This window comes from Buttiauxella izardii, from assembly GCF_003601925.1.
Lineage (GTDB): Bacteria > Pseudomonadota > Gammaproteobacteria > Enterobacterales > Enterobacteriaceae > Buttiauxella > Buttiauxella izardii.
Window position 1 is genome coordinate 1 of the sequence record NZ_QZWH01000032.1, and the last position, 21,079, is coordinate 21,079.

At 54.5% G+C, this 21,079-nt stretch carries 25 protein-coding genes and 1 riboswitch; of the genes, 22 read left to right on the plus strand and 3 right to left on the minus strand.

Annotated elements, in window-relative coordinates; translation table 11 throughout:
* The coding region (locus D6029_RS14510; RefSeq protein ID WP_147365222.1) for a helix-turn-helix domain-containing protein at window positions 1–271 on the minus strand (271 nt) is incomplete at its 3' end.
* A gap of 339 nt (window positions 272–610) precedes the next feature.
* On the opposite strand from D6029_RS14510, the gene sbmC reads away from it, so the two are divergent.
* Window positions 611–1,081, plus strand: a complete 471-nt coding sequence (gene sbmC, locus D6029_RS14515; protein WP_120065435.1) for a DNA gyrase inhibitor SbmC — start codon at window positions 611–613, stop codon at window positions 1,079–1,081.
* Window positions 1,082–1,171: 90 nt separating this feature from the next.
* Here the strand turns inward: sbmC and D6029_RS14520 are convergent, their stop codons facing one another.
* Window positions 1,172–1,831, minus strand: coding sequence for an acetyltransferase (locus D6029_RS14520; protein ID WP_120065436.1), 660 nt, complete (start codon window positions 1,829–1,831; stop codon window positions 1,172–1,174).
* Between the two features lie 415 nt (window positions 1,832–2,246).
* Between D6029_RS14520 and D6029_RS14525 the strand changes: the two genes are divergently transcribed.
* Both D6029_RS14525 and D6029_RS14530 read left to right on the plus strand, forming a co-directional pair.
* Entirely contained in the window at window positions 2,247–3,305 is a 1,059-nt protein-coding gene (locus tag D6029_RS14525) for an FUSC family protein (protein WP_120065437.1), read from the plus strand.
* A 223-nt stretch (window positions 3,306–3,528) separates the two neighbouring features.
* Complete coding sequence (locus D6029_RS14530; protein ID WP_064512128.1) at window positions 3,529–3,849, plus strand: DUF496 family protein; 321 nt, start codon at window positions 3,529–3,531, stop codon at window positions 3,847–3,849.
* A 179-nt stretch (window positions 3,850–4,028) separates the two neighbouring features.
* Here D6029_RS14530 and D6029_RS14535 read toward each other — a convergent pair whose 3' ends face one another.
* A complete protein-coding gene (locus tag D6029_RS14535) occupies window positions 4,029–4,889 on the minus strand; it encodes a GHMP family kinase ATP-binding protein (RefSeq protein ID WP_120065438.1) in 861 nt (286 codons plus the stop codon).
* A gap of 287 nt (window positions 4,890–5,176) precedes the next feature.
* Window positions 5,177–5,353, plus strand: a riboswitch (cobalamin riboswitch).
* A 101-nt stretch (window positions 5,354–5,454) separates the two neighbouring features.
* Between D6029_RS14535 and D6029_RS14545 the strand changes: the two genes are divergently transcribed.
* From D6029_RS14545 to cobS, 19 genes are all read left to right on the plus strand, one after another.
* Window positions 5,455–6,837 (plus strand): cobyrinate a,c-diamide synthase, encoded by a 1,383-nt coding sequence (locus D6029_RS14545; RefSeq protein ID WP_120065439.1) that lies wholly within the window; start codon window positions 5,455–5,457, stop codon window positions 6,835–6,837.
* Complete coding sequence (gene cbiB, locus D6029_RS14550) at window positions 6,834–7,793, plus strand: adenosylcobinamide-phosphate synthase CbiB (RefSeq protein ID WP_120065440.1); 960 nt, start codon at window positions 6,834–6,836, stop codon at window positions 7,791–7,793. The genes D6029_RS14545 and cbiB overlap by 4 nt, the downstream gene beginning before the upstream one ends.
* Before the next feature lie 9 nt (window positions 7,794–7,802).
* Window positions 7,803–8,435: a cobalt-precorrin-8 methylmutase gene (locus tag D6029_RS14555; RefSeq protein ID WP_120065441.1), complete on the plus strand. Its 633-nt coding sequence runs from the start codon at window positions 7,803–7,805 to the stop codon at window positions 8,433–8,435.
* Window positions 8,432–9,580, plus strand: coding sequence for a cobalt-precorrin-5B (C(1))-methyltransferase CbiD (cbiD, locus tag D6029_RS14560; RefSeq protein ID WP_120065442.1), 1,149 nt, complete (start codon window positions 8,432–8,434; stop codon window positions 9,578–9,580). The genes D6029_RS14555 and cbiD overlap by 4 nt, the downstream gene beginning before the upstream one ends.
* The gene (locus D6029_RS14565; protein WP_120065443.1) at window positions 9,574–10,176 is read left to right on the plus strand and encodes a cobalt-precorrin-7 (C(5))-methyltransferase; all 603 of its coding nucleotides are present in this window, start codon (window positions 9,574–9,576) and stop codon (window positions 10,174–10,176) included. The genes cbiD and D6029_RS14565 overlap by 7 nt, the downstream gene beginning before the upstream one ends.
* Window positions 10,166–10,735, plus strand: a complete 570-nt coding sequence (locus D6029_RS14570; RefSeq protein ID WP_120065444.1) for a decarboxylating cobalt-precorrin-6B (C(15))-methyltransferase — start codon at window positions 10,166–10,168, stop codon at window positions 10,733–10,735. Before D6029_RS14565 ends, D6029_RS14570 begins: the two co-directional genes overlap by 11 nt.
* Window positions 10,728–11,501 carry a cobalt-precorrin-4 methyltransferase gene (locus tag D6029_RS14575; RefSeq protein WP_120065445.1) on the plus strand — a complete coding sequence of 258 codons (774 nt, stop codon included), beginning with the start codon at window positions 10,728–10,730 and terminating at the stop codon, window positions 11,499–11,501. The genes D6029_RS14570 and D6029_RS14575 overlap by 8 nt, the downstream gene beginning before the upstream one ends.
* A complete protein-coding gene (cbiG, locus tag D6029_RS14580; protein WP_120065446.1) occupies window positions 11,482–12,543 on the plus strand; it encodes a cobalt-precorrin 5A hydrolase in 1,062 nt (353 codons plus the stop codon). Before D6029_RS14575 ends, cbiG begins: the two co-directional genes overlap by 20 nt.
* Entirely contained in the window at window positions 12,537–13,262 is a 726-nt protein-coding gene (locus tag D6029_RS14585; protein WP_120065447.1) for a precorrin-3B C(17)-methyltransferase, read from the plus strand. The genes cbiG and D6029_RS14585 overlap by 7 nt, the downstream gene beginning before the upstream one ends.
* Before the next feature lie 38 nt (window positions 13,263–13,300).
* Window positions 13,301–14,089: a cobalt-precorrin-6A reductase gene (locus tag D6029_RS14590; RefSeq protein ID WP_244212415.1), complete on the plus strand. Its 789-nt coding sequence runs from the start codon at window positions 13,301–13,303 to the stop codon at window positions 14,087–14,089.
* The gene (gene cbiK / locus D6029_RS14595; RefSeq protein ID WP_120065449.1) at window positions 14,089–14,883 is read left to right on the plus strand and encodes a sirohydrochlorin cobaltochelatase; all 795 of its coding nucleotides are present in this window, start codon (window positions 14,089–14,091) and stop codon (window positions 14,881–14,883) included. Before D6029_RS14590 ends, cbiK begins: the two co-directional genes overlap by 1 nt.
* The gene (locus tag D6029_RS14600; protein ID WP_120065450.1) at window positions 14,880–15,587 is read left to right on the plus strand and encodes a cobalt-factor II C(20)-methyltransferase; all 708 of its coding nucleotides are present in this window, start codon (window positions 14,880–14,882) and stop codon (window positions 15,585–15,587) included. Before cbiK ends, D6029_RS14600 begins: the two co-directional genes overlap by 4 nt.
* Before the next feature lie 168 nt (window positions 15,588–15,755).
* Window positions 15,756–16,487: a cobalt ECF transporter S component CbiM gene (cbiM, locus tag D6029_RS14605; protein WP_120065451.1), complete on the plus strand. Its 732-nt coding sequence runs from the start codon at window positions 15,756–15,758 to the stop codon at window positions 16,485–16,487.
* Between the two features lies 1 nt (window position 16,488).
* Window positions 16,489–16,770 (plus strand): energy-coupling factor ABC transporter substrate-binding protein, encoded by a 282-nt coding sequence (locus tag D6029_RS14610; protein ID WP_120065452.1) that lies wholly within the window; start codon window positions 16,489–16,491, stop codon window positions 16,768–16,770.
* A complete protein-coding gene (locus D6029_RS14615) occupies window positions 16,757–17,434 on the plus strand; it encodes an energy-coupling factor ABC transporter transmembrane protein (protein WP_120065453.1) in 678 nt (225 codons plus the stop codon). Before D6029_RS14610 ends, D6029_RS14615 begins: the two co-directional genes overlap by 14 nt.
* Window positions 17,435–17,445: 11 nt before the next feature.
* Window positions 17,446–18,252, plus strand: coding sequence for an ATP-binding cassette domain-containing protein (locus D6029_RS14620; RefSeq protein WP_120065454.1), 807 nt, complete (start codon window positions 17,446–17,448; stop codon window positions 18,250–18,252).
* Window positions 18,252–19,787, plus strand: a complete 1,536-nt coding sequence (locus tag D6029_RS14625) for a cobyric acid synthase (RefSeq protein WP_120065455.1) — start codon at window positions 18,252–18,254, stop codon at window positions 19,785–19,787. Before D6029_RS14620 ends, D6029_RS14625 begins: the two co-directional genes overlap by 1 nt.
* Complete coding sequence (gene cobU, locus D6029_RS14630; RefSeq protein ID WP_120065456.1) at window positions 19,784–20,326, plus strand: bifunctional adenosylcobinamide kinase/adenosylcobinamide-phosphate guanylyltransferase; 543 nt, start codon at window positions 19,784–19,786, stop codon at window positions 20,324–20,326. Before D6029_RS14625 ends, cobU begins: the two co-directional genes overlap by 4 nt.
* Window positions 20,326–21,069 carry an adenosylcobinamide-GDP ribazoletransferase gene (gene cobS / locus D6029_RS14635; protein ID WP_120065479.1) on the plus strand — a complete coding sequence of 248 codons (744 nt, stop codon included), beginning with the start codon at window positions 20,326–20,328 and terminating at the stop codon, window positions 21,067–21,069. The genes cobU and cobS overlap by 1 nt, the downstream gene beginning before the upstream one ends.
* The last annotated feature ends 10 nt before the right edge of the window (window positions 21,070–21,079 follow it).

Here is a 21,079-nt window from a genome sequence, read left to right on the forward strand (position 1 = left end):
TTTTTTTCGGCCCCCAGTCGGGGTGCCGTACGCGCATATCGATAAGCTGCTGAACAATCCCGGCGGGCAGGCGTTCATCATGCGTGAGGCGGGCGCGGGGCTGGTCAAAAAGAGAGGCCGGGTCGTCGGGGTTAAAACGCTGCAGCCATTTATACCCGGTTTTGCGGCTGATACCGAAGTGGCGGCACAGTTCGGAAACAGGAGCCGTGCCTGCGTGGCAGGCACGGATGAAATCAAGACGTTGCATGGGTCGGGTCTCAGTCCAGGGCATAGTGAGTCTCCTCTGCTATGCCGTTTATAACTGTTACCCATGTGTCCGGTCTAAAGTGTTACCTAGGTGTCCGGTTTGTACCGATAGCGTCATCCACCATTTTCACCGGTATTGACGGATGAAGCAGGCGCTTATCCGGCCTACGCAAAGATTTGTATCACTCCTGGGTCGGCGGCAATGTCGGCCCATTTTTTTGTTTGGACTAAGATCTATTAGCGAAAGATTTGCGAAAAGCGATCCTGCTCGCAAAGTAACCACATCACCCTGACAAAGGACTGTTTCCCTGCAATTCAGTGGTGTATAAACATACAGTGTTTTTTAATTGAGTCAGGAGGTCATATGGAATTTAACGTACAGCAAGTGCCCGAGCGTAAAGTAGCCGGTTTTCATATGGTAGGGCCGTGGGAAAAGACGGTTCATCAAGGGTTTGAGCAGCTCGCCTTGTGGGTGAAAACACACAAAATTGCCGGGGAAGAGTGGCTGGCCGTTTATTACGATAACCCCGACGTCGTGCCAGCGGAAAAACTGCGTTGCGATACGGTTGTCTCGGTGCCTGAAAACTTCACCGTGCCTGAAAACAGTGAAGGCGTTATCACTACCAAAATAGAAGCCGGACAGTATGCGGTGGCGCGTGCCCGTGTTGATGACGGTGATTTTGCCAAGCCGTGGAACCTGTTCTTTGACAGCCTGCTTGAGGATGAGCGTTATCAGATAACCGGGAAACCGTGTTTCGAACACTATTTGAATGACGGTTCAGAAAGTGGCGTCTGGGAAATAGACATGTTTATTCCGGTTGCCAGAAAAAGCTAATGCGCTTTACAGAATACCGCTAATAATAAATTAGCGGTATTCTGAGTTATGTTTCTAGTTTTTCTTTTTCTCGGGGATGAATATTATTGCTTATTCGATAATTGCTTTGGGTTTAGCTGGATTACCCATAACCGTGATGCCAGGGGGGACACTTTTTGTCACTACAGCACCCATGCCGACAACAGCCCCAGCGCCGATCACTACAGGTCTGTTTGCTGTGCCCTGCTTGATAACAGCGCCTGCTCCAATGTACGCATGATCTTCAATGGTTACACTACCATTGCATCTTACACCCGGCGCAAACGTGACGTAATCCCCGATTACACAATCGTGTGCAATGTAGGAGTGGACGTTAGCATGGAAAAATTTACCGATTTTGGCATTAGCCGTAACTGTAACAAAAGGGCATAAAATTGCACTTGGATGAATCTCAGACTCAGTATAAATGACAGTATTTTGGTGCGTTACTGTGAATGGCACCGCGCCTGCCTCAATCAGCAGATTGGCAATTCGCTCTCTGATCTTACTATCAGCGATAGCAACATTAAAAAACTTTTCATCATGAGATGAGTTTATAAATTCTTGTTGTGAAAGGACTTTGTAGCCATTTATTTCTGAGGTTTCTGAGGTTTCAAGGATGAAAACAACTTCAGTAGAATGCCCGTGCGGTAGATCGTTAATCATCTGTTTGACAATGGGGATGACTTCTCGACCAAAACCACCGGCTCCAGCGATGCCATACAATTTCATTTTTACCTCAGTTTTTTACTGTTGAAATAATATGGAATATAATAGTTTGGCATAATGACAAATGCTAGTTTTTGTTGATGGACATTATAAACAATGTTCGGGTTTATTAGTTGCCTGAAAACTGGGTTAATAAATTGTTGTCTTGTTTCTTGAGTTTAATACATGATTGATGAATTTTTTATCAATCATTCCTTTCGTCGGGGTTTTAATTTTTCAGGTTTGATTTTGTAATGCTCTAAATAATTAGAGTTGTAGGTTGGCAGTAATGCTAATTATTTAGAGTATTACGAAAGTTGTTATGTATTCCATTTGCAAGCATTCTTTGATACTAATTAGAAACGTTAGCCTAAGTATTGCGATACCCGTAAGAAAAAAACAGGTACAATCCCGTTTTTGTTTTTCAGGAGAGCCGGGTGTGCGCCCCGACAAATCACTAAGCCCGTTTGAGCTCCGCGTTTATCGCAACTACCGAGTCGTGCATGGCGTGCGTATCGCGCTGGCATTTGTTCTCACTTTTCTTATCGTCCATCTTCTGAAAGTCCCTGAAGGCACCTGGCCACTCATTACTCTTGTGGTCGTCATGGGGCCGATTTCCTTCTGGGGAAACGTTGTTCCACGCGCTTTCGAGCGTATTGGTGGCACCATTTGCGGCGCCACCATGGGGCTGGTTGCGCTCAAGCTTGAGCTGTTTTCACTGCCTTTGATGTTGGTGTGGTGCGCGCTGGCGATGTTTATCTGCGGCTACCTGGCGCTGGGAAAACGTCCGTACCAGGCTTTGCTGATTGGTATCACACTTGCCGTGGTTGTTGGCGCGCCCGCGGGTGATATGGAAATTGCGATGTGGCGCAGCGGTGACGTTATCTTCGGTTCGCTACTGGCGATGCTCTTCACCAGCATTTACCCGCAGCGTGCCTTCATTCACTGGCGCATCCAAATGGCGAACTTCGTCACCGCGTTTGGCCGGGTATATAACGCCGGTTTTTCTCCAAACTTACTGGAGCGCCCACGGCTGGAAAAGCATCTGCGCCAAGTGTTAAGCGATGTGGTCAAAATGCGTGCTTTGATTGGGCCGAGCAGCAAAGAAACTCACATTCAGAAAACCATTTTTGAAGCGATACAAACCGTCAGCCGCAACATGGTGTGTACGCTTGAGCTGCAAATTAACGCTTACTGGGCATCACGAGAAAGCCATTTCCTGATGATTAACGCCCATACGCTGCGCGACACCCAGCAGATGACACAACGCACACTCGCGGCTATTGCGCTGGCTTTGCATGACGGCAACCCGTCGCCAATTTCTGCCAATCACGAAAAACTCACGGAAATCGTCAGTGAACTGCGTCAGTTGATGCAAGAGGGGCAGAATGGGAAACTTCAGGAAACCCCCATTCACGGCTACGTTTGGTTGAGCCTGGAGCTCGCCCGTCAACTGGAATTGCTCTCACAGTTGATCTGCCGCGCGTTACGCAAATAATTGCTTAGCATGATGCGAATTGCTGGTTTCGATTCAGCACCAATTGAGGTTAAGATAGCGAAAGAGACCCATCGCCTGTATGTTCGGGTTGCAGCTAATCGCCATGCAGCTTGAAGAATGACATTGTCAGCGGGCATCGCTACCATTAAGGTAAGTCGATGACCGTTAACGTAATGAATCGTTATTTAACGAATCCGAGTATGAAATTAGCAGGGGTATAAAAATGGAACCAACCAAACCATCTTTCCAGGACGTGCTTGAGTTCGTGCGTCTGTTCCGTCGTAAAAACAAACTGCAACGTGAAATCCAGGACGTGCAGAAAAAGATCCGTGATAACTCAAAACGCGTTCTGCTGCTCGACAACCTGAGCGACTACATCAAGCCGGGTATGAGCATTGAAGCTATCCAGGGCATCATCGCCAGCATGAAAACCGACTACGAAGACCGCGTTGATGACTACATCATCAAGAACGCTGAGCTTTCTAAAGAGCGTCGTGAAATTTCCAAAAAGCTGAAAGTGATGGGCGAAATTAAGCCTGAATAATTTTACCCGTCATACTTCGAGCTGCCTCTGCGTTGGCTGCGCTCACTTACCCGAATCACTTACTTATGTAAGCTCATCGGGATTCGTTCACTTGCCGCCTTGATGCAACGCGAATTATTTAGGGTAAACGCTTTTTGCGTGCAGAAACCGCCGATTCGGCGGTTTTTTTTCGCCTGAACTTAGCGCACTCCGCCCTCAACCATCTTCACCAAATGCTGGCGCGGGTAGTGCGAATCAACATCCAGGCGTTTTATCTGCCAGAGCAACTTCTCAACATCATGCTTGCTTGTATCGAGCATCAAACCCACCACGCTGCCGCTGTGTGCGACATTCAGCCCGTACAAATCAAACTCTTCAATCAATGCCAGCAGCTGCGAAAACAGCGGTTTTTCCAGCAACTGCTGACTGGCAATGGCGCTCAATGTCGCGGCTTCCCCAAGCAAAAGAGGATCTTGCTGTTGGCAAGCGCGTTGTAATTTCAGCCAGGCGCTATCCAGAATCTCAGCATTGCGCCGTAAGGCAGGTTCGCGCTGCTGACGGCGATAATCCTCCGTCAGCAGTGTTGTGTGACTTTCCAGAATCAATAAATCCAATTCAGGAGCGGCCTGGCAGCTAATCTGAGTCTGGGCATTAAGATGATCAAACAGCGTCGGCATGCGAAAAATGGTGCTGTCCGTGGGTTCGATCTGCACGCACAACGCCGCCAGCGTGGATTCATCAAGGGTTTCGCCCAAATGCCGGGCGGTTGCCACAGCCGTTGCAGCGATATCTGCGGTACTACTCGCCAGACCTTTACCCACCGGGATCGTTGATTCAAGCGTTATGCTCAAGCTGTCTGCCACTGAAACAGGCCAGCCAAAATGCGCCACAACCCGCTCCAGCATCAGGCGCATTCGCGGGCGCTCTTCGCTAATCCTCGGGCCTTCACGTACTTCAGCGGTGCTAAACCAGTCAACAGGGCATGACACCAGTTTTTCCCCGCCGCCAATCCAGCCCTGAATCAGTTCACCGCAGGACGCCGGGCAGCTTGCTTCAGCCATAACAGTGGCAACTCTCTTTCATCAAAGATCTCATCTTGTTTCTTCGCCACAAGGCTTAAAAAATCAATAAAAATTGTTATAGCGCAACACTCGCTATCTATTAGCTTTTACACTGTTCGAGCTTTTATATATTCACGCGCATGATAGTTTGAGTGTCATGCACGTTACAACTGACTCGTTTATGCCATATATATAAATCCAAAATAATTCGAGAGGCAGGAAGGCGGCGACGCAGCGAATCCCCTGGAGCTTACTCTAGTAAGTGACTGGGGTGAGCGAGGAAAGCCAACGCACCTGCAACTTGAAGTATGAAGGATTTAATGTGGCTGGGAAGGGGGTGACATTCCCCCGCAGCCCCCGCTGCTGTGATGCCGACGAACCCGCGTAACCACTGATCTCACGATTGGGAAGGGCGGGCGAGAATGACGCTAAGCCAGAAGACCGACTTGTCTGTTCACTTTAAACAACTCCTTCGGTGGGAAGTTAGTTGTCATCAGATGCGTGCGGCCTGCGGTTGCGCGCACGTGCTGACATCCGCTTTTTGCCCAGACGTAAAAAGGCAACTATGGCAGGGGCAGCAAAACACGCATTCGTTATTGCAGGAACCAGCAGCGGCTGTGGCAAAACCACCGTCACGCTTGGGCTGCTCCGCGCCCTAATTGCGCGTGGTCTGCGCGTCCAGCCTTTCAAAATCGGCCCCGATTACCTCGACAGCGGCTGGCACAGCGCGGTGTCCGGCGTGACCTCGCGCAATCTTGATGCGTTCATGCTGCCGACGGCCACACTCAATGGTTTGTTTAACCGGCAAATGCAACAGGCGGACGTGGCGGTCATCGAAGGCGTGATGGGGCTTTACGACGGCTACGGCACCGACCCGAACTATTGCAGCAGCGCTGCGATGGCAAAACAGCTCGGCTGCCCGGTGATATTGCTGGTGGACGGCAAAGCGGTTTCCACCTCCATCGCCGCCACGGTGATGGGCTTCCAGCAATTTGATCCGTCGCTCAATATCGCGGGTGTGATCCTCAATCGCGTGAATAGCGACAGCCATTATCAACTGCTTGCCGAGGCGATTACCCGTTTTTGCGGGCTGCCCGTTTTAGGGCGCGTGCCGGTGATGGCAGATGTGGAATTGCCCTCGCGCCATCTCGGCCTGGTTCCCGCACAAGAAAATGCCCCGCAGGATGTTCGCTGGCAGCAACTTGCGAAGCAGCTCGAAGAAACGATCAATATCGATCGTCTGCTGGCGTTATCTCGCCTGAACACTCTCCCTGAAGGCGACGCCCCCGCAATCCCCAATTCCGCATTAGCCGACGGGCTGACCCTTGCCCTCGCCGAAGACGAAGCCTTTAACTTTTACTACCCGGATAACCTCGAGATGCTCGAGCAGGCCGGGGTGAAGATCCAGCGTTTCAGCCCGCTTCATGACCGCACGCTGCCTGATTGCCAGATGGTCTGGCTCGGCGGCGGCTACCCGGAAGTCCATGGCGCAAAACTCGCGGCAAACACCCGCATGCTCGAATCCATACAGCACGCTCATCAGCAACGCATCCCTATCTACGCCGAATGTGGCGGGTTGATGTATCTCGGGGAATCATTAACCGACGGCGACGGTGAAACTCACGCCATGTGCGGCGTGCTCCCCGGCCATAGCCAGATGGGCAAACGCCTGACGCGGTTTGGCTACTGTGAAGCCACCGCCAAACAAGACACTTTGCTGGCTAAAAAGGGCGAAACCCTACGCGGCCACGAATTCCACTATTCCGATTTCAACGGCCCATTACCCGCCGCGCTCGATTGCTGCAAATGGCGCGATGGTGTCGCGATTTCCCGCTGGCAGGGCGGCTTCCAACACGAGACCACTTTCGCCAGCTATCTGCACGTTCATTTCGCGCAACGCCCGGAAATGCTCAATCACTGGTTAACGCTTGCGAGGAATCATCTGTGACATTACTCGCCTGGGGCGTGGCCTGGCTGCTGGATTACTGGCTCGGCGACCCGCCGAACTGGCCGCATCCGGTGCGCTGGATAGGCAACCTGATTAACGTTTCTCAGCGTCTGATTCGTCGGTTATGCAAAAGCTATCGCGCTCTGAAAATCGGCGGCGGCGTGCTGTGGCTGGTGGTCGTTGGCATAAGCTGGGGGGTGAGTTGGGGAATATTGCACCTCGCAAACCTCGTGCATCCATGGCTCGGCTGGCTGGTCGAAGTGTGGATGATTTACACCGTGCTCGCCGCGCGTTGCCTGAGCGACGCCGCCCTCGAAGTCTACTGCGCCCTGAAAAATGGCACCCTTGAACAGAGCCGCGAAAAGCTATCATGGATTGTCGGGCGCGATACCTCGCAGCTCGAACGCCCGCAAATCACCCGCGCCGTGGTGGAAACCGTGGCAGAAAACAGCGTCGATGGCGTGATTGCGCCGCTGTTTTTCTTAATGCTCGGCGGCGCACCGCTGGCGATGGCCTACAAAGCCATCAACACGCTCGATTCCATGGTCGGCTACAAAACGGAAAAATACCGCGCCATCGGTTTTGTCAGCGCAAAACTCGACGATCTCGCCAATTTCATTCCCGCCCGGTTGAGCTGGCTGCTTCTGAGCATTGCCGCTTTTTGTTTACGCGCCAACTCGCGCCAGGCCCTGCGCATCGGCTGGCGCGACCGTTACCAACACAGCAGCCCAAACTGTGCCTGGCCTGAAGCCACGGTTGCTGGCGCGCTAGGGATTCGCCTCGGCGGCCCGAACCTCTATTTCGGCGAACGGGTAGAAAAGCCGTGGATTGGGGACGCTCAGCGCGACATCGCGCTCGACGACATTCCCCGCACCATTCAACTCATGATGTTGGCTTCGTTTTTCGCTTTGCTGCTGTTTGCCGCACTGCGCACACTCACGCTGGGCATCGCTTAAGGATTCAACATGAATTACCTGCAACAACCGCAACTTATTGAACAGCATAGTTTTGAAATCATTAGCGAAATTATTGCCGCCGAGCGCCCGGACTATCGTTTTAACGACGCCACTCAAGAGGCGATGATTAAACGCGTGATTCACACCACCGCCGATTTTGAATGGCTGGATATTCTGTGGTTTTCGCCTGATGTCATCGAGCAATTAACCGCAAGTTTGCAGCGTGGCTGCACGCTTTACACCGACACCACCATGGCGTTATCCGGCATCAACAAAACGCTGCTGGCGGAGTTTGGATGCAGTTGCCGCTGTTATATCAGCGACCCGCGTGTGGTGGCTCATGCTAAAGAACAGGGCATTACGCGCTCAATGGCGGCGGTCGATCTCGCCTTGCAGGAAGAGGGCGAGAAGGTTTTTGTCTTCGGTAATGCGCCCACCGCGCTGTTCCGGTTACTCGAAAAAGAGGCCAAACCGTCAGCCGTTATCGGCGTGCCGGTCGGATTTGTCGGTGCCGAGGAATCCAAAGAGGCTTTGGTGGAAAGTGGCCTGCCAGCCATTGCCGCTCGTGGGCGCAAAGGCGGTAGCAACGTCGCAGCCGCGATTGTCAACGCGCTGCTTTACCGCATGCGGGAGGCGGGGTGAGCGAGCAGCAAGCCGATTGCGTCTGGCATAAAGGCAAGGCGTATCGCAAAGGTTACACCACCGGATCGTGTGCCACTGCTGCGGCGAAAGTCGCTGCGCTAATGGTGTTGCGCCAACACGTGATCGACCAGGTTTCTATCGTTACGCCTTCTGGCGTCACGCTGCAACTGAGCGTTGAAATGCCGATGATTGAAGGCCAGCAGGCGACGGCGGCGATCCGCAAAGACGGCGGAGACGACGTTGACGCCACCCACGGCATGTTGATTTTTGCCCGCGTGCAGCTAAACGACAGCGGTGTTATCACGCTTTGCGGCGGCAATGGGATTGGCAAAGTCACACGCAAAGGTATCGGTTTGCCCATCGGCGAATCGGCGATTAACCGCACTCCGCGCCAGACTATCGAAGCCGCCGTGCGTGAAGTCATTGGTACTGAACGGGGCGCGGATATCGAAATTTTTGCCCCGGAAGGGGAAGAGCGAGCGAAGAAAACCTACAACCATCGGCTCGGTATTCTCGGCGGCATTTCGATTATTGGCACCACCGGCATTGTGATGCCGATGTCCGAAGAAAGCTGGAAACGCTCGCTGGCGCTGGAGCTGGAAATGAAACGCGCCGCAGGGCTGGACAAAGTGATTCTGGTGCCGGGCAATCACGGCGAACGCTTCGTGCGTGAACAGTTGCAGCTCGATGGCGAATGCGTGGTGACGATGAGTAACTTCGTCGGCTACATGATTCAGGAAGCGGTGCGCCTCGAATATCGCCACATCGTGTTGATTGGCCACCCCGGCAAACTGGTGAAAATCGCCGCCGGAATCTTCCACACCCACAGCCACATTGCCGACGGGCGCATGGAAACACTGGTCGCGCACCTGGCATTAATGGGCGCGCCGCTTGAATTACTCACCGCCGTCAGCCTTTGTGACACCACCGAAGCCGCGCTTGAAATCATCACCGAACAAGGCTGGCAGAGCGTGTTTGAACGGCTGGCCATTCGCATTTGTGAGCGCATCGAAGAGATGCTGCGCTTCACGCAATCGCCGCCAAAGTGCGATGCGATTATGTTCTCGTTCGATAACCAGGTGTTGGGCAGCAACCGCCCGATTGCCGAAATTGCTCAGGATCTGGCTGGAGAAAAGCGATGCTGACTGTCGTCGGAATTGGCCCAAGCGCTGCCCAATTACTGACTCTCCAGGGGCAGGCCGCCATTAACAACGCGCAAATTCTGGTGGGCGGCGCTCGTCACCTGGATTTATATGCTCATCTCGGCGCACAAAATCGCCTGTTAGATAGCGACCTCGACGGCTTAATCGACTGGCTGCGCGAGCATATCAACCAAAACATCGTGGTTCTGGCTTCCGGTGACCCGTTGATTTACGGCATCGGCAAACTATTGTCGGCGAATTTCACGACCGCAGAGCTGTGCATTATCCCCGGCATTAGCTCGATTCAATATCTGTGCGCCAGAGCGGCGGTGGATATGAATGACTTATGGATAACCAGCAGCCACGGACGCGAACCTGATTTCAATGCCATCGCCGCGCACCAAAAAGTGGCGATGGTGACTGACAAAATCATCGGCCCTTATGCCATCGCCCAAGCTTTGCTCGCACGTGGCCTGAACCCCACTTTGATTATTGGCGAAAACCTGTCGTCCCCCGATGAACGAATCCATTCCCTGCGCGCCAGCGATGTGGCGCAGTCTTACGAGATGAACGTGGTGTTAATCCTCAATGAAAGATGATCTGTTTTTACGCGGCGCACGCGTGCCGATGACCAAAGAAGTGGTGCGCACTCAGGCGCTGGAAAGGTTACAGCTTCAGCACGCGCGGCGGTTGATCGACATCGGCGCGGGAACGGGCAGCGTCTCGCTTGAGGCGGCAATTCGTTACCCGGACTTGCAGGTTTCGGCGATTGAACGCAACCCCGACGCGCTGGTTTTGATGGCGGAAAACCGCGAACTTTTCGCCTGCCCGAACGTGGACATTATCAGCGGCTACGCACCCGTTGAGCTGGATGTGATGGCCGACGCGGTGTTTATCGGCGGCAGCGGCGGGCAACTTACCGAGCTTATCGACTGGTCGTTGGCGCATTTGTATCCCGGCGGGCGTTTAGTGATGACCTTCATCCTGATGGAAAATTTAACCTGCGCGTTAACTCACCTTGAGCAGTGCGCCATTCGCGATTTCGACTGCCTGCAACTGCAAGTTTCGACGCTGGCGGCGCTGGGCAGTGGCCACTACTTCAAACCGAACAATCCCACTTATTTGATTTCTTGCAGCAAGGAACAATCCCATGACTGACGTTTTTGATACCCGCAAAGTCTGGTTTGTCGGCGCAGGGCCGGGCGATAAAGAGCTGATCACCCTGAAAGGCTACCGCGTGCTGCAACAGGCGCAAGTGGTGATCTACGCCGGATCGCTGATCAACCCTGAGCTGCTGGATTATTGCCAGCCAGGCACCGAATGCCACGACAGCGCCGCGCTCAATCTTGAACAAATTATCGAGCTTATGGAAAACGGCGTAAAAGCCGGGAAGCTGGTGGTGCGCCTGCAAACCGGCGATCTCTCCCTTTACGGCTCTATTCGCGAGCAGGGCGAAATGCTCACTAAACTCGGCATCGGCTACGTTTCGGTGCCGGGCGTCAGCGCATTTTTGGGAGCCGCCGCGCAACTTGGCGTGGAATACACCGTGCCGGAAGTTTCCCAAAGCCTGATCATCACGCGCATTGAAGGCCGCACGCCGATGCCGCCGCTCGAGCAGCTTGAGTCATTTGCCAGACACCAAACCTCGATGGCGATTTTCCTTTCCGTGCAACGCATTAATCGCGTGGCGGAGCGGTTAATCGAAGGCGGTTATCCGGCGGATACGCCCGTTGCCGTGGTCTACAAAGCGACGTGGCCAGACTGCCAGGAATTGCGCGGCACATTAATTGATATCGCCGATAAAGTGCGTGACGCAGGCATTCGTAAAACCGCGCTGATTATGGTCGGGGCATTTTTGGGCGAGGAGTATCACTATTCCAAACTCTACGACGCAGGGTTCAGCCATGAATACCGCAAAGCCTGAGACGATTGCGCTGTTCTGCCTGACGCCCGGCGGCGTGACGTTGGCGCAGCGACTGCAAACGGCGTTGCCGCTCACCTGTTTTACCAGCGAAAAACTGCTGCAACCGGGCTTTATTCCCTTTGGCGAAAGCTTCGCGCAGACGGTTCAGCAGGCATTTAGCCAATATTCCGCGCTGGTGTTTATTGCCGCCACGGGAATAGTGGTGCGGGTGATTGCGCCGCTGTTAAGCGACAAACTCCACGACCCGGCGGTGGTGGTGATGGACGAACGCGGCGAGCACGTCATCAGCCTGCTCTCCGGGCATTTGGGCGGCGCGAACGATCTCACGCGCCAGTTAGCGGGCAGTTTAGGTGCTGACCCGGTGATCACCACGGCGACTGATGTTAACCATCTGGCGGCACTCGACACGCTGGCGGCCAGGCTTGATGCCACGCTTAAAGATTTCCGCCTGGCGGTAAAAACCGTGAATCAAATGCTGGTGAGCAACCAGCGTGTTGGCCTGTGGTGGGATGCAGATTTTGCGAGCAGCGCCGCACTTTACGACACCCGAGGTTTTATCGCGGTTGAAAACCTCGAGGCATTACCAGAACTCGATGCGCTGGTCTGCGTCACGCTGCGTAACGAACTGCCGCCACAAACTATTCAGCTATTCAAACTGGTGCCAAAACGTATTGTTGCGGGCATCGGTTGCCGCCGCGATACGCCGCCGCAAATCGTCGCAGAATTATTAAATCAGCACCTGCTAGAAAACCATTTTGATCCACTGGCGCTGCGTGCCATCGGCAGTATCGCCCTTAAAAAAGACGAACCAGCGCTGCTGGAACTGGCGCGCAGCCTGCAAATCCCTTTCAACATTTACAGCGTTGACCAACTCGCCCTGCACGAACAGCGCTTTCCGGCCTCGGAATTTGTGCGCGCCACCGTCGGCGTCGGCAGCGTGTCACAACCAGCGGCGTGGCTCATGAGCGACGGCAAACTGGTGGGCAACACCCTGAAACAACAGGGCGTCACCATAACTTTAGGAGTTTCAGACAGATGTTAACGGTAATCGGCATTGGCCCCGGCAGCGAAGCGATGATGACCCAGGAAGCCATTGCTGCCCTGCAAGAAGCGGAAATTGTCGTCGGCTATAAAACGTATACCCACCTGGTGAAGCCATTAACCGGCGACAAACAGGTGATCAAAACCGGCATGTGCAAAGAGATTGAGCGCTGCCAGACCGCCATCGAACTGGCGCAGGCCGGGCACAAAGTGGCGCTGATCAGCAGCGGCGACGCCGGAATTTACGGCATGGCCGGGCTGGTGCTGGAGCTGGTGACATCCCAGAAGCTCGACATTGAAGTACGGCTGGTGGCGGGCATTACCGCCAGTATCGCTGCCGCATCTTTGCTCGGCGCGCCGCTAATGCACGATTTCTGCCATATCAGCCTCAGCGATTTGCTGACGCCGTGGCCGGTTATCGAAAAACGCATTATCGCCGCCGCGTCTGCCGATTTTGTTATTTGCTTCTACAACCCGCGTAGCCGTGGCCGCGAAGGGCATCTGGCGCGGGCTTTCGAATTAATGCGCGAGTTTACCGATGCAAAAACGCCGGTCGGCGTGGTGAAAGCGGCTGGGCGTAAGAAAGAACAAAAATGGCTGACCACTTTTGGTGAGATGGACTTTGAACCGGTTGATATGACCAGCCTGGTGATTGTCGGTAACAAAACCACCTTTGTACGCGATGGCCTGATGATCACTCCGCGAGGTTACGAGCTGTGAGTTTCGTAGGTCGGATAAGCGAAGCGTCATCCGACATGATAAATCCTGGCGCGGTGCTGGTATTCGGCGGCACCAGCGACGCCCGATTTATCTGCCAGATCCTCGATGAACATCGCATTTCGTACACCCTCTCGGTGGCGACGGCGGTGGGGGAGTCGCTTGCGGGAAATATCGGCGGGCAGATTCGCGTCGGGCGCATCGACGCCGACGAAATCGCCGATTTACTGGCAAGCCTTGCGGTGCGCTGGGTGATTGATGCTTCGCATCCGTACGCGGAAATTCTCAGCAGCAACATCGCCAGCGCCTGCAAAAAAGTGGGCGTAACGCTAAGCCGTTACCAGCGCCGCAGCGAACTCAACGATCTCGGTCACCCGCAGTTGTACAAAGTGGCAAACCTGCAAGCTGCCTGCGCGGTGGCAAATCAATTTGGCCCGCGCGTGTTGTTAACCACTGGCAGCAAAGAGCTGGCGGCGTATCAACAAGGCTTGCCCGATAAAACGCTACTGGCGCGCGTATTGCCGACCCGCGAAGTGATTGCCGAATGCGAGGCGCTGGGACTTGGCGTCGATAACATTATCGCGCTGCGCGGCCCGTTCAGCGCCGAGTTCAACGCCGCACTGTACGACTTCTGCCAGCCCGATGTGGTGATCACCAAAGAGTCCGGTGCCGAAGGCGGGTATCTCGACAAAGTAAACCCCGCGCTGGCACGAGGCATTCCTTGCGTAGTGGTGACGCGTCCGCAACCGTTAGTTTTTGGCCCTGAATTATTAGAAAGCCGTGAAGATGTGAGCCGCCGCGTCATGCGCTGGCTGCAAGAGAGAAAATAATGAAAAAAGCCCTGTTAGTGATCAGTTTCGGCACCAGTTACCACGACACCTGTGCCAAAAATATTGTCGCCTGCGAAGAGGAACTTAGCGGCGCATTTGCCGACCGCGACCGCTTCCGCGCGTTTACCTCCGGGATGATTATTCGCAAATTAAAAAGCCGCGATAACCTCGATATTGATTCCCCCGCGCAGGCCTTACAACGCCTGGCGGCCATGGGTTATCAGGATGTCGCGGTGCAATCGCTGCACGTGATTAATGGCGACGAATACGAAAAAATCGCCCGCGAAGTCCAGGCTTACAGCCACTTATTCCAACGTGTCGCGTTAGGCACTGCGCTGCTGAGCGACTTCAACGATTACGAGTTATTGCTTAACGCGCTGCAAAGCCAGATGCCACAGCTTGCAGCCGACGAACGCGTGGTGTTTATGGGCCACGGAGCCAGCCACCATGCGTTTTCTGCCTATGCTTGCCTCGATCATATAATGGCGGCGCGTCAGATCCCGGCGCGAGTTGGCGCGGTTGAAAGCTACCCGGAGATCGACCTGATCGTGCGCGGTTTGCAGCAAGATAAAGTGCGTAAAGTCCACCTGATGCCGCTGATGTTAGTGGCGGGCGATCATGCGATTAACGACATGGCCTCTGACGAAGAAGACTCGTGGAAAACGCAATTGCAGGAAGCAGGCATCGAAGCGCAACCGTGGTTGCAAGGTTTGGGAGAAAACCCGCAAATCCGTGCGATGTTCGTCAACCATTTGCAGCGTGCGCTGGAAAAATCACACCAGGTGACAGCATGAGCGGACGTTTATATGCCCTCGGCACCGGGCCTGGTGCGAGTGACCTGATCACCGTTCGTGCGGCGCGCATCATCGGCAAACTCGACGTGCTTTATGCTCCCGCAGGGCGCAAAGGCGGCGACAGTCTGGCGCTTTCCATCGTGCGCGAATACCTCAGCGACACCACCGAAATTCGCACCTGCCATTTCCCGATGAGTGCCGATAACGACGAAAAAGCGGTGGTGTGGGATGAAACCGCCGCCGCCCTTGTGCGTGAAGTCGAGCAGGGCAAACAGGTGGGGTTTATCACGCTGGGTGATTCGATGTTATTCAGCACCTGGGTGTTTTTACTGGCGCGAATCGGCAACCCGGAGTGGCTGGAAATCGTCCCAGGCGTGACTTCGTTTGCGGCGATTGCTTCCCGCGCCCAACTGCCGCTGGCGATGGAGCAGCAGTCTTTGGCGGTGATGTCTTGCACCGCATCACATCAGGCGCTGACGCAGGCGTTACGTTCCCACGATTGCGTGGTGTTGATGAAGGTTTACGGGCGTTTTGCGCAAATCAAAGCGCTTTTGCAACATCTTGAGCTTATCGACAGCGCGGTGTTAATGGCCGAAGCGACGCTACCGGGTGAGCAGTGCTGGCGAGATCTTAACGAAGTTGCGGATGACCAAAAGCTGCCGTATTTCTCGACCATTTTGGTCAACAAAAAGTGGCAGCGCTAAAACCATTGGTGGATGACGCTGGCGCTTATCCACCCTACGAAAACAAAGGTTTATGAAACCGCGTATGTCGGATAAGTGCAGCGTCATCCGACAAAAACAAAGGCCTTATGAAACCGTGTAGGTCGGATAAGCGCAGCGTCATCCGACAATAAACAAGCAAGGAACCCAATGGAATCGCGACTTAAAAAACTCTCATTGACCGGCCTCGGCATGGGAATGTTGCTGCTGATCGTGCCGCAAGAAGCCTTTGCCATGCACATTATGGAAGGTTTTCTGCCGCCGATGTGGGCGCTGACCTGGTGGATTTTATTCCTGCCATGCCTGTATGTCGGGCTGGTGCGCCTGCGCCAGATTGTCGCCGAAGACAGCAACCAAAAGGTGCTGCTGGCATTATGCGGCGCGTTTATCTTTGTGCTCTCGGCGTTAAAAATCCCGTCGGTCACCGGAAGCTGCTCGCACCCGACGGGCGTAGGCCTGGCGGTGATTTTGTTTGGCCCTGGCGTCGTCGCCGTATTGGGCGCGATTGTGCTTTTATTCCAGGCACTATTACTGGCCCACGGCGGCTTGACTACGCTCGGTGCCAACGGCATGTCGATGGCGGTGATTGGCCCAATCGTCGGTTATCTGGTGTGGAAACTGGCGTGCAAAGCCGGGTTCCGTCGCGACGTGAGCGTGTTCTTGTGCGCGATGCTTGCCGACTTAACCACCTATTTTGTCACTTCCATTCAGCTCGGCGTGGCGTTCCCCGATCCGCACTTTGGCGTTACCGGTTCCTCGATGAAATTCATGGGCATCTTCTGCCTGACGCAAATCCCGATTGCCATCGCCGAAGGCCTGCTGACGGTGATGATTTACGACCAACTCACGAAGCGCCATTTGCTTCCGGTTAAGGGCCAATAACATGAAAAAGACGCTGATTTTGCTCGCCCTGGTGGTGGGATTGATGATTGTGCCGTTCTTTGTTTCGCACGGCGGCGATTACGGCGGTTCCGACGACCAGGCCGAGGGCCAGATTTTAGTCGTCGCCCCGCATTACAAACCGTGGTTCAAACCGCTTTACGAACCGGCGAGCAGTGAAATCGAAAGCCTGCTGTTTACGCTGCAAGGCTCCCTCGGCACGGCGGTGATTTTCTACATCCTCGGCTATTACCGGGGCAAGCGCGAAGACCATGCTGGGGATTGATAAACTCAGCTACCAAAGCCGTTGGTGCCAGGTTTCGCCGCTGCGCAAATTCGCGCTGTATTTGCTGCTGATGGTGCTTGCCTTTGCGTTGCCGCCCGTCGGGCAGGGTATTTTGCTGCTGGTGATTGCGGCGTTCACCTGCTGGCTGCTGCGCGTGGGGCCGCTGCGTTACTTGCGCTGGCTGGCGGTGCCGCTGGGCTTTTTGCTCATCGGCGTGGTGACGATTATTTTTAGCGCCTCGCACCACGCGCAGTCATTGCTGTGGAGCGTGCCACTCGGCTCGTTTTACATCGGCATTGATGCGCAAGGCATTGTAGTCGCGAACCAGACGTTCTGGCGCAGCCTGGCTGCGCTCGCCGCCACGTATTGGCTGGTGCTCAATCTGCCATTTCCTCAGCTGATTCAGTTGCTCCAGCGTTTGCGAGTGCCGCGCTTATTGACCGAGCAAATCCTGCTCACCTGGCGTTTTATTTTTATCCTGTTGGACGAAGCGCAGGCCATTCATCGTGCTCAGTCACTGCGTTTCGGTTATCGTACTTTGCCTGGCGGATACCGCTCGCTGGCGATGTTAATCAGTATGCTGTTTTCCCGCGTGCTGGTGCGCTACCAGCAAATGGTGACCACGCTTGACGTCAAACTTTACCAGGGTGATTTTCACCTGTGAGAACCGCACCAATGCTCGCAACCCATAATTTATCGTTTAGTTATCAAGACGAAACCGTTCTGCACGACTTAACTTTCGACTTTGGTCGTTGTGCCGTCACCGGGATTGTGGGCGAAAACGGCTGCGGTAAATCGACACTATTTATGAATCTCAATGGCGTATTGCGCCCGAACAGCGGGGCCGTTTTGTGGCAAGGCAAGCCGCTTAATTACAGCAAAGCCGGGCTGATTGAGCATCGCCAGCGCGTCACCACCGTGTTTCAGGATCCGGAACAGCAAATTTTTTATACCGATATCGACAGCGATATCGCATTCAGCCTGCGCAACCTTGGCGTCAATGAAGCCGAAATCACCCGCCGCGTAGAGCACGCCATTGAGCTGGTGGACGCGCAATCTTTTCGCCATAAGCCGATTCAGTATTTAAGCCACGGGCAGAAAAAACGCGTGGCGATTGCCGGGGCGCTGGTGATGGAAGCCGACTATTTATTGTTGGATGAACCCACCGCCGGGCTTGATCCTTCAGGCCGCCAGCAGATGATTGAGATCATCGCCCGCATTGCCACGCAGGGGAAACATGTGGTGATTTCCAGCCATGATATTGATTTGATTTATGAAGTTTGTGATGGCGTGTACGTGATGAATCGCGGCAAAATTGTGGCGCAAGGTTCGCCAGGCACTGTCTTTAGCCAGAGCGAAATGTTGCGTGCTGCCGGATTAGTTCAGCCGTGGCTGGTCAAACTACACAGTGAACTCGGCTTCCCGCTGTGCAAAACCGAAACCCAATTATTCAACGCGTTACGCGAAACAAAGGAAGCATGATGAGCCTTTCAATAATGGTTCAGGGCACCGCCTCGGACGTTGGCAAAAGTATGCTGGTGGCTGGTTTTTGCCGCATCTTTGCCCAGGACGGCCATCGCACCGCGCCGTTTAAATCGCAAAATATGGCGCTCAATTCGGGCATCACGCCGGATGGCAAAGAGATGGGCCGGGCGCAGATTTTCCAGGCCGAAGCGGCAGGCATCGCCCCGGATGTGCGCATGAACCCGGTATTACTCAAGCCGACCAGCGACTGCAAAGCGCAGGTGGTGTTGATGGGCAAAGTCGCCACCAACATGGATGCGGTGACCTATCACAACTACAAACCGCAGCTGAAAACGCAAATCCGCGAGGTCTACCAGAGCCTGGCGGCAGAGCACGATGTGATGGTGCTTGAAGGCGCGGGCAGCCCGGCGGAAATCAATTTACGCGACCGCGATATCGTCAATATGGGTATGGCGGAACTGGCGCAATGCCCGGTGATTCTGGTGGCGGATATCGATCGCGGCGGTGTGTTTGCCTCGATTTACGGCACTATCGCGCTGCTGCTGGAGCATGAAAAGTGGCGCGTCAAAGGCGTCATCATCAACAAGTTTCGCGGCGATGTGGCGCTGCTTTATTCCGGTATCGAACAGATTGAAGCGTTAACCGGCGTGCCCGTTTTGGGCGTAATGCCGTGGCTGAACGTGGATCTCGAAGATGAAGACAGCGTGGTGCTCGATCGCGGGAAATATGATTCGGTGACGGCGAAAGATCTGGATATCGCGGTGCTGCAACTGCCGTATATGTCGAACTTCACCGACTTTAACGCGCTGGCGGCGCAACCGGACGTGCGTCTGCGTTACGTCAGCAAAGCCGATGAGCTGCAAAACAGTGATCTGGTGATTGTGCCAGGTAGCAAAAATACCCTCGGTGATTTGCGCTGGCTGCGTGAAAACGGTTTCGAGGCGGCACTGCTGGCCCATCATCGCAACAATGGCGCGGTACTGGGGATTTGCGGCGGCTATCAGATGCTCGGGCAGCACATTTACGACGAAGTGGAATCTGGCCTGGGCGAAATGCCGGGCATCGGGCTGCTGGATGTCGTGACTCGTTTTGCCCATGAAAAAACCACCACCCGCGTGGCCGGAAACGTGCAGTCAGATTTGCCTGGCATTTTTGCCGCCAGCGCAGGCACCTCACTCGCGGGTTATGAAATCCATATGGGCGAAACCCAACGCGGGGAAAACATCTCGCCATTTGCGACGTTCACCGAGTGCAATACTCAGCCTTATCATAATCTTGACGGCGCAATCAGCGACGATGGACGCGTGCTGGGCACTTATCTCCACGGCCTGTTTGATAGCGGCGAATTTACCCGTAGCCTGCTCGACAGCTTGCGTCTTCGCAAAGGGCTCAGTACCTGGGAAGGCGAAGTGTTTGATTACCAGAAACACAAAAATCAGCAGTTCGACATTCTGGCGGACGCGATGCGCGAACATATTGATATGGCAAAGATTTACCAGATTATGCGTGAGCATCAGGAGCAGCCTCAATGAAACTCGTTACCGGCGGTGCGCGCAGTGGGAAAAGCCGCCATGCCGAACAACTGGCGGCAAACTTTGAGCGCGTGATTTATATCGCCACCTCGAAAATTTTCGACAGTGAAATGGAACAACGCATCCAACATCACCGCGACAGCCGCCCGGCGCACTGGCGCACCGTGGAGCAATATCGCGAACTCAACACCGTGATTAATCAGCAAAACGAGGCACACGAAGCGGTGCTGCTGGAGTGCATTACCACGCTGATTACCAACGTGATGTACGACGCCGCAGGCGATAAAGCCGAAGACGACTGGGATTTTGACGCCATGGAAACCGTGGTGAATCAGCAAATCGACATTTTGCTTGCCGCCTGTGAAGCCAGCCCGGCGGAAGTGATTCTGGTGACTAACGAAGTGGGAATGGGCATCGTGCCGGAAAACCGCCTGGCGCGGCATTTCCGCGATATTGCCGGGCGCGTCAACCAGCGTCTGGCGCAGAAAGCCGATGAAGTCTGGCTGGTCGTTTCAGGGATTGGAGTCAAAATTAAATGATTGTTCGTTTGTTCTTCGCCACCTTGCAGTTTATGAGCCGCATTCCGGTGCGTGCGCGCTGGGCCGATGGCATCGAAACTCACCAATATGTGCGCGGCATCGTCACGTTCCCGTTTGTCGGCCTGCTGTTGGGCGCACTGGCGGGCGGGGTGTTTACGCTGTTGCAACCGTGGGCGGGTTTACCGCTGGCGGCGATGGGTTATGTGCTGGCGCTGGCGCTGTTAACCGGTGGTTTTCATCTTGATGGCCTTGCCGATACTTGCGACGGCGTTTTCTCGGCACGTACTCGTGACCGCATGTTAGAAATCATGCGCGACAGCCGCCTCGGCACCCATGGCGGGCTGGCGCTCATTTTCGTGATTGTGACGAAAGTGCTGGTGGTCAGCGAACTGGCGCTGCGAGATGGCAATATGCTGCCAGTGCTCGCGGCGGCTTCTATCGCCGGGCGCACCGCCTGCGTGCTGATGATGTACAACCACCAATACGCCCGTGAAAAGGGCCTCGGCAACCTGTTTATCGGCAAAGTGACCGGCACACAAACGCTGCTGACATTGCTCGGTGGCGCGGTGTTATGCACCGTTCTGTTGCCGACTTCCGGCTTGTTGGCGCTGGTGGTTACGCTGCTGGCGGTCTTTGGCCTCGGCTGGATGCTCAAACGCACCCTCGGCGGGCAAACCGGCGACACGTTAGGGGCCGCAATTGAATTGGGCGAAGTGGTGTTTTTATTGGCACTGCTGCGCTGATTGTCGGATG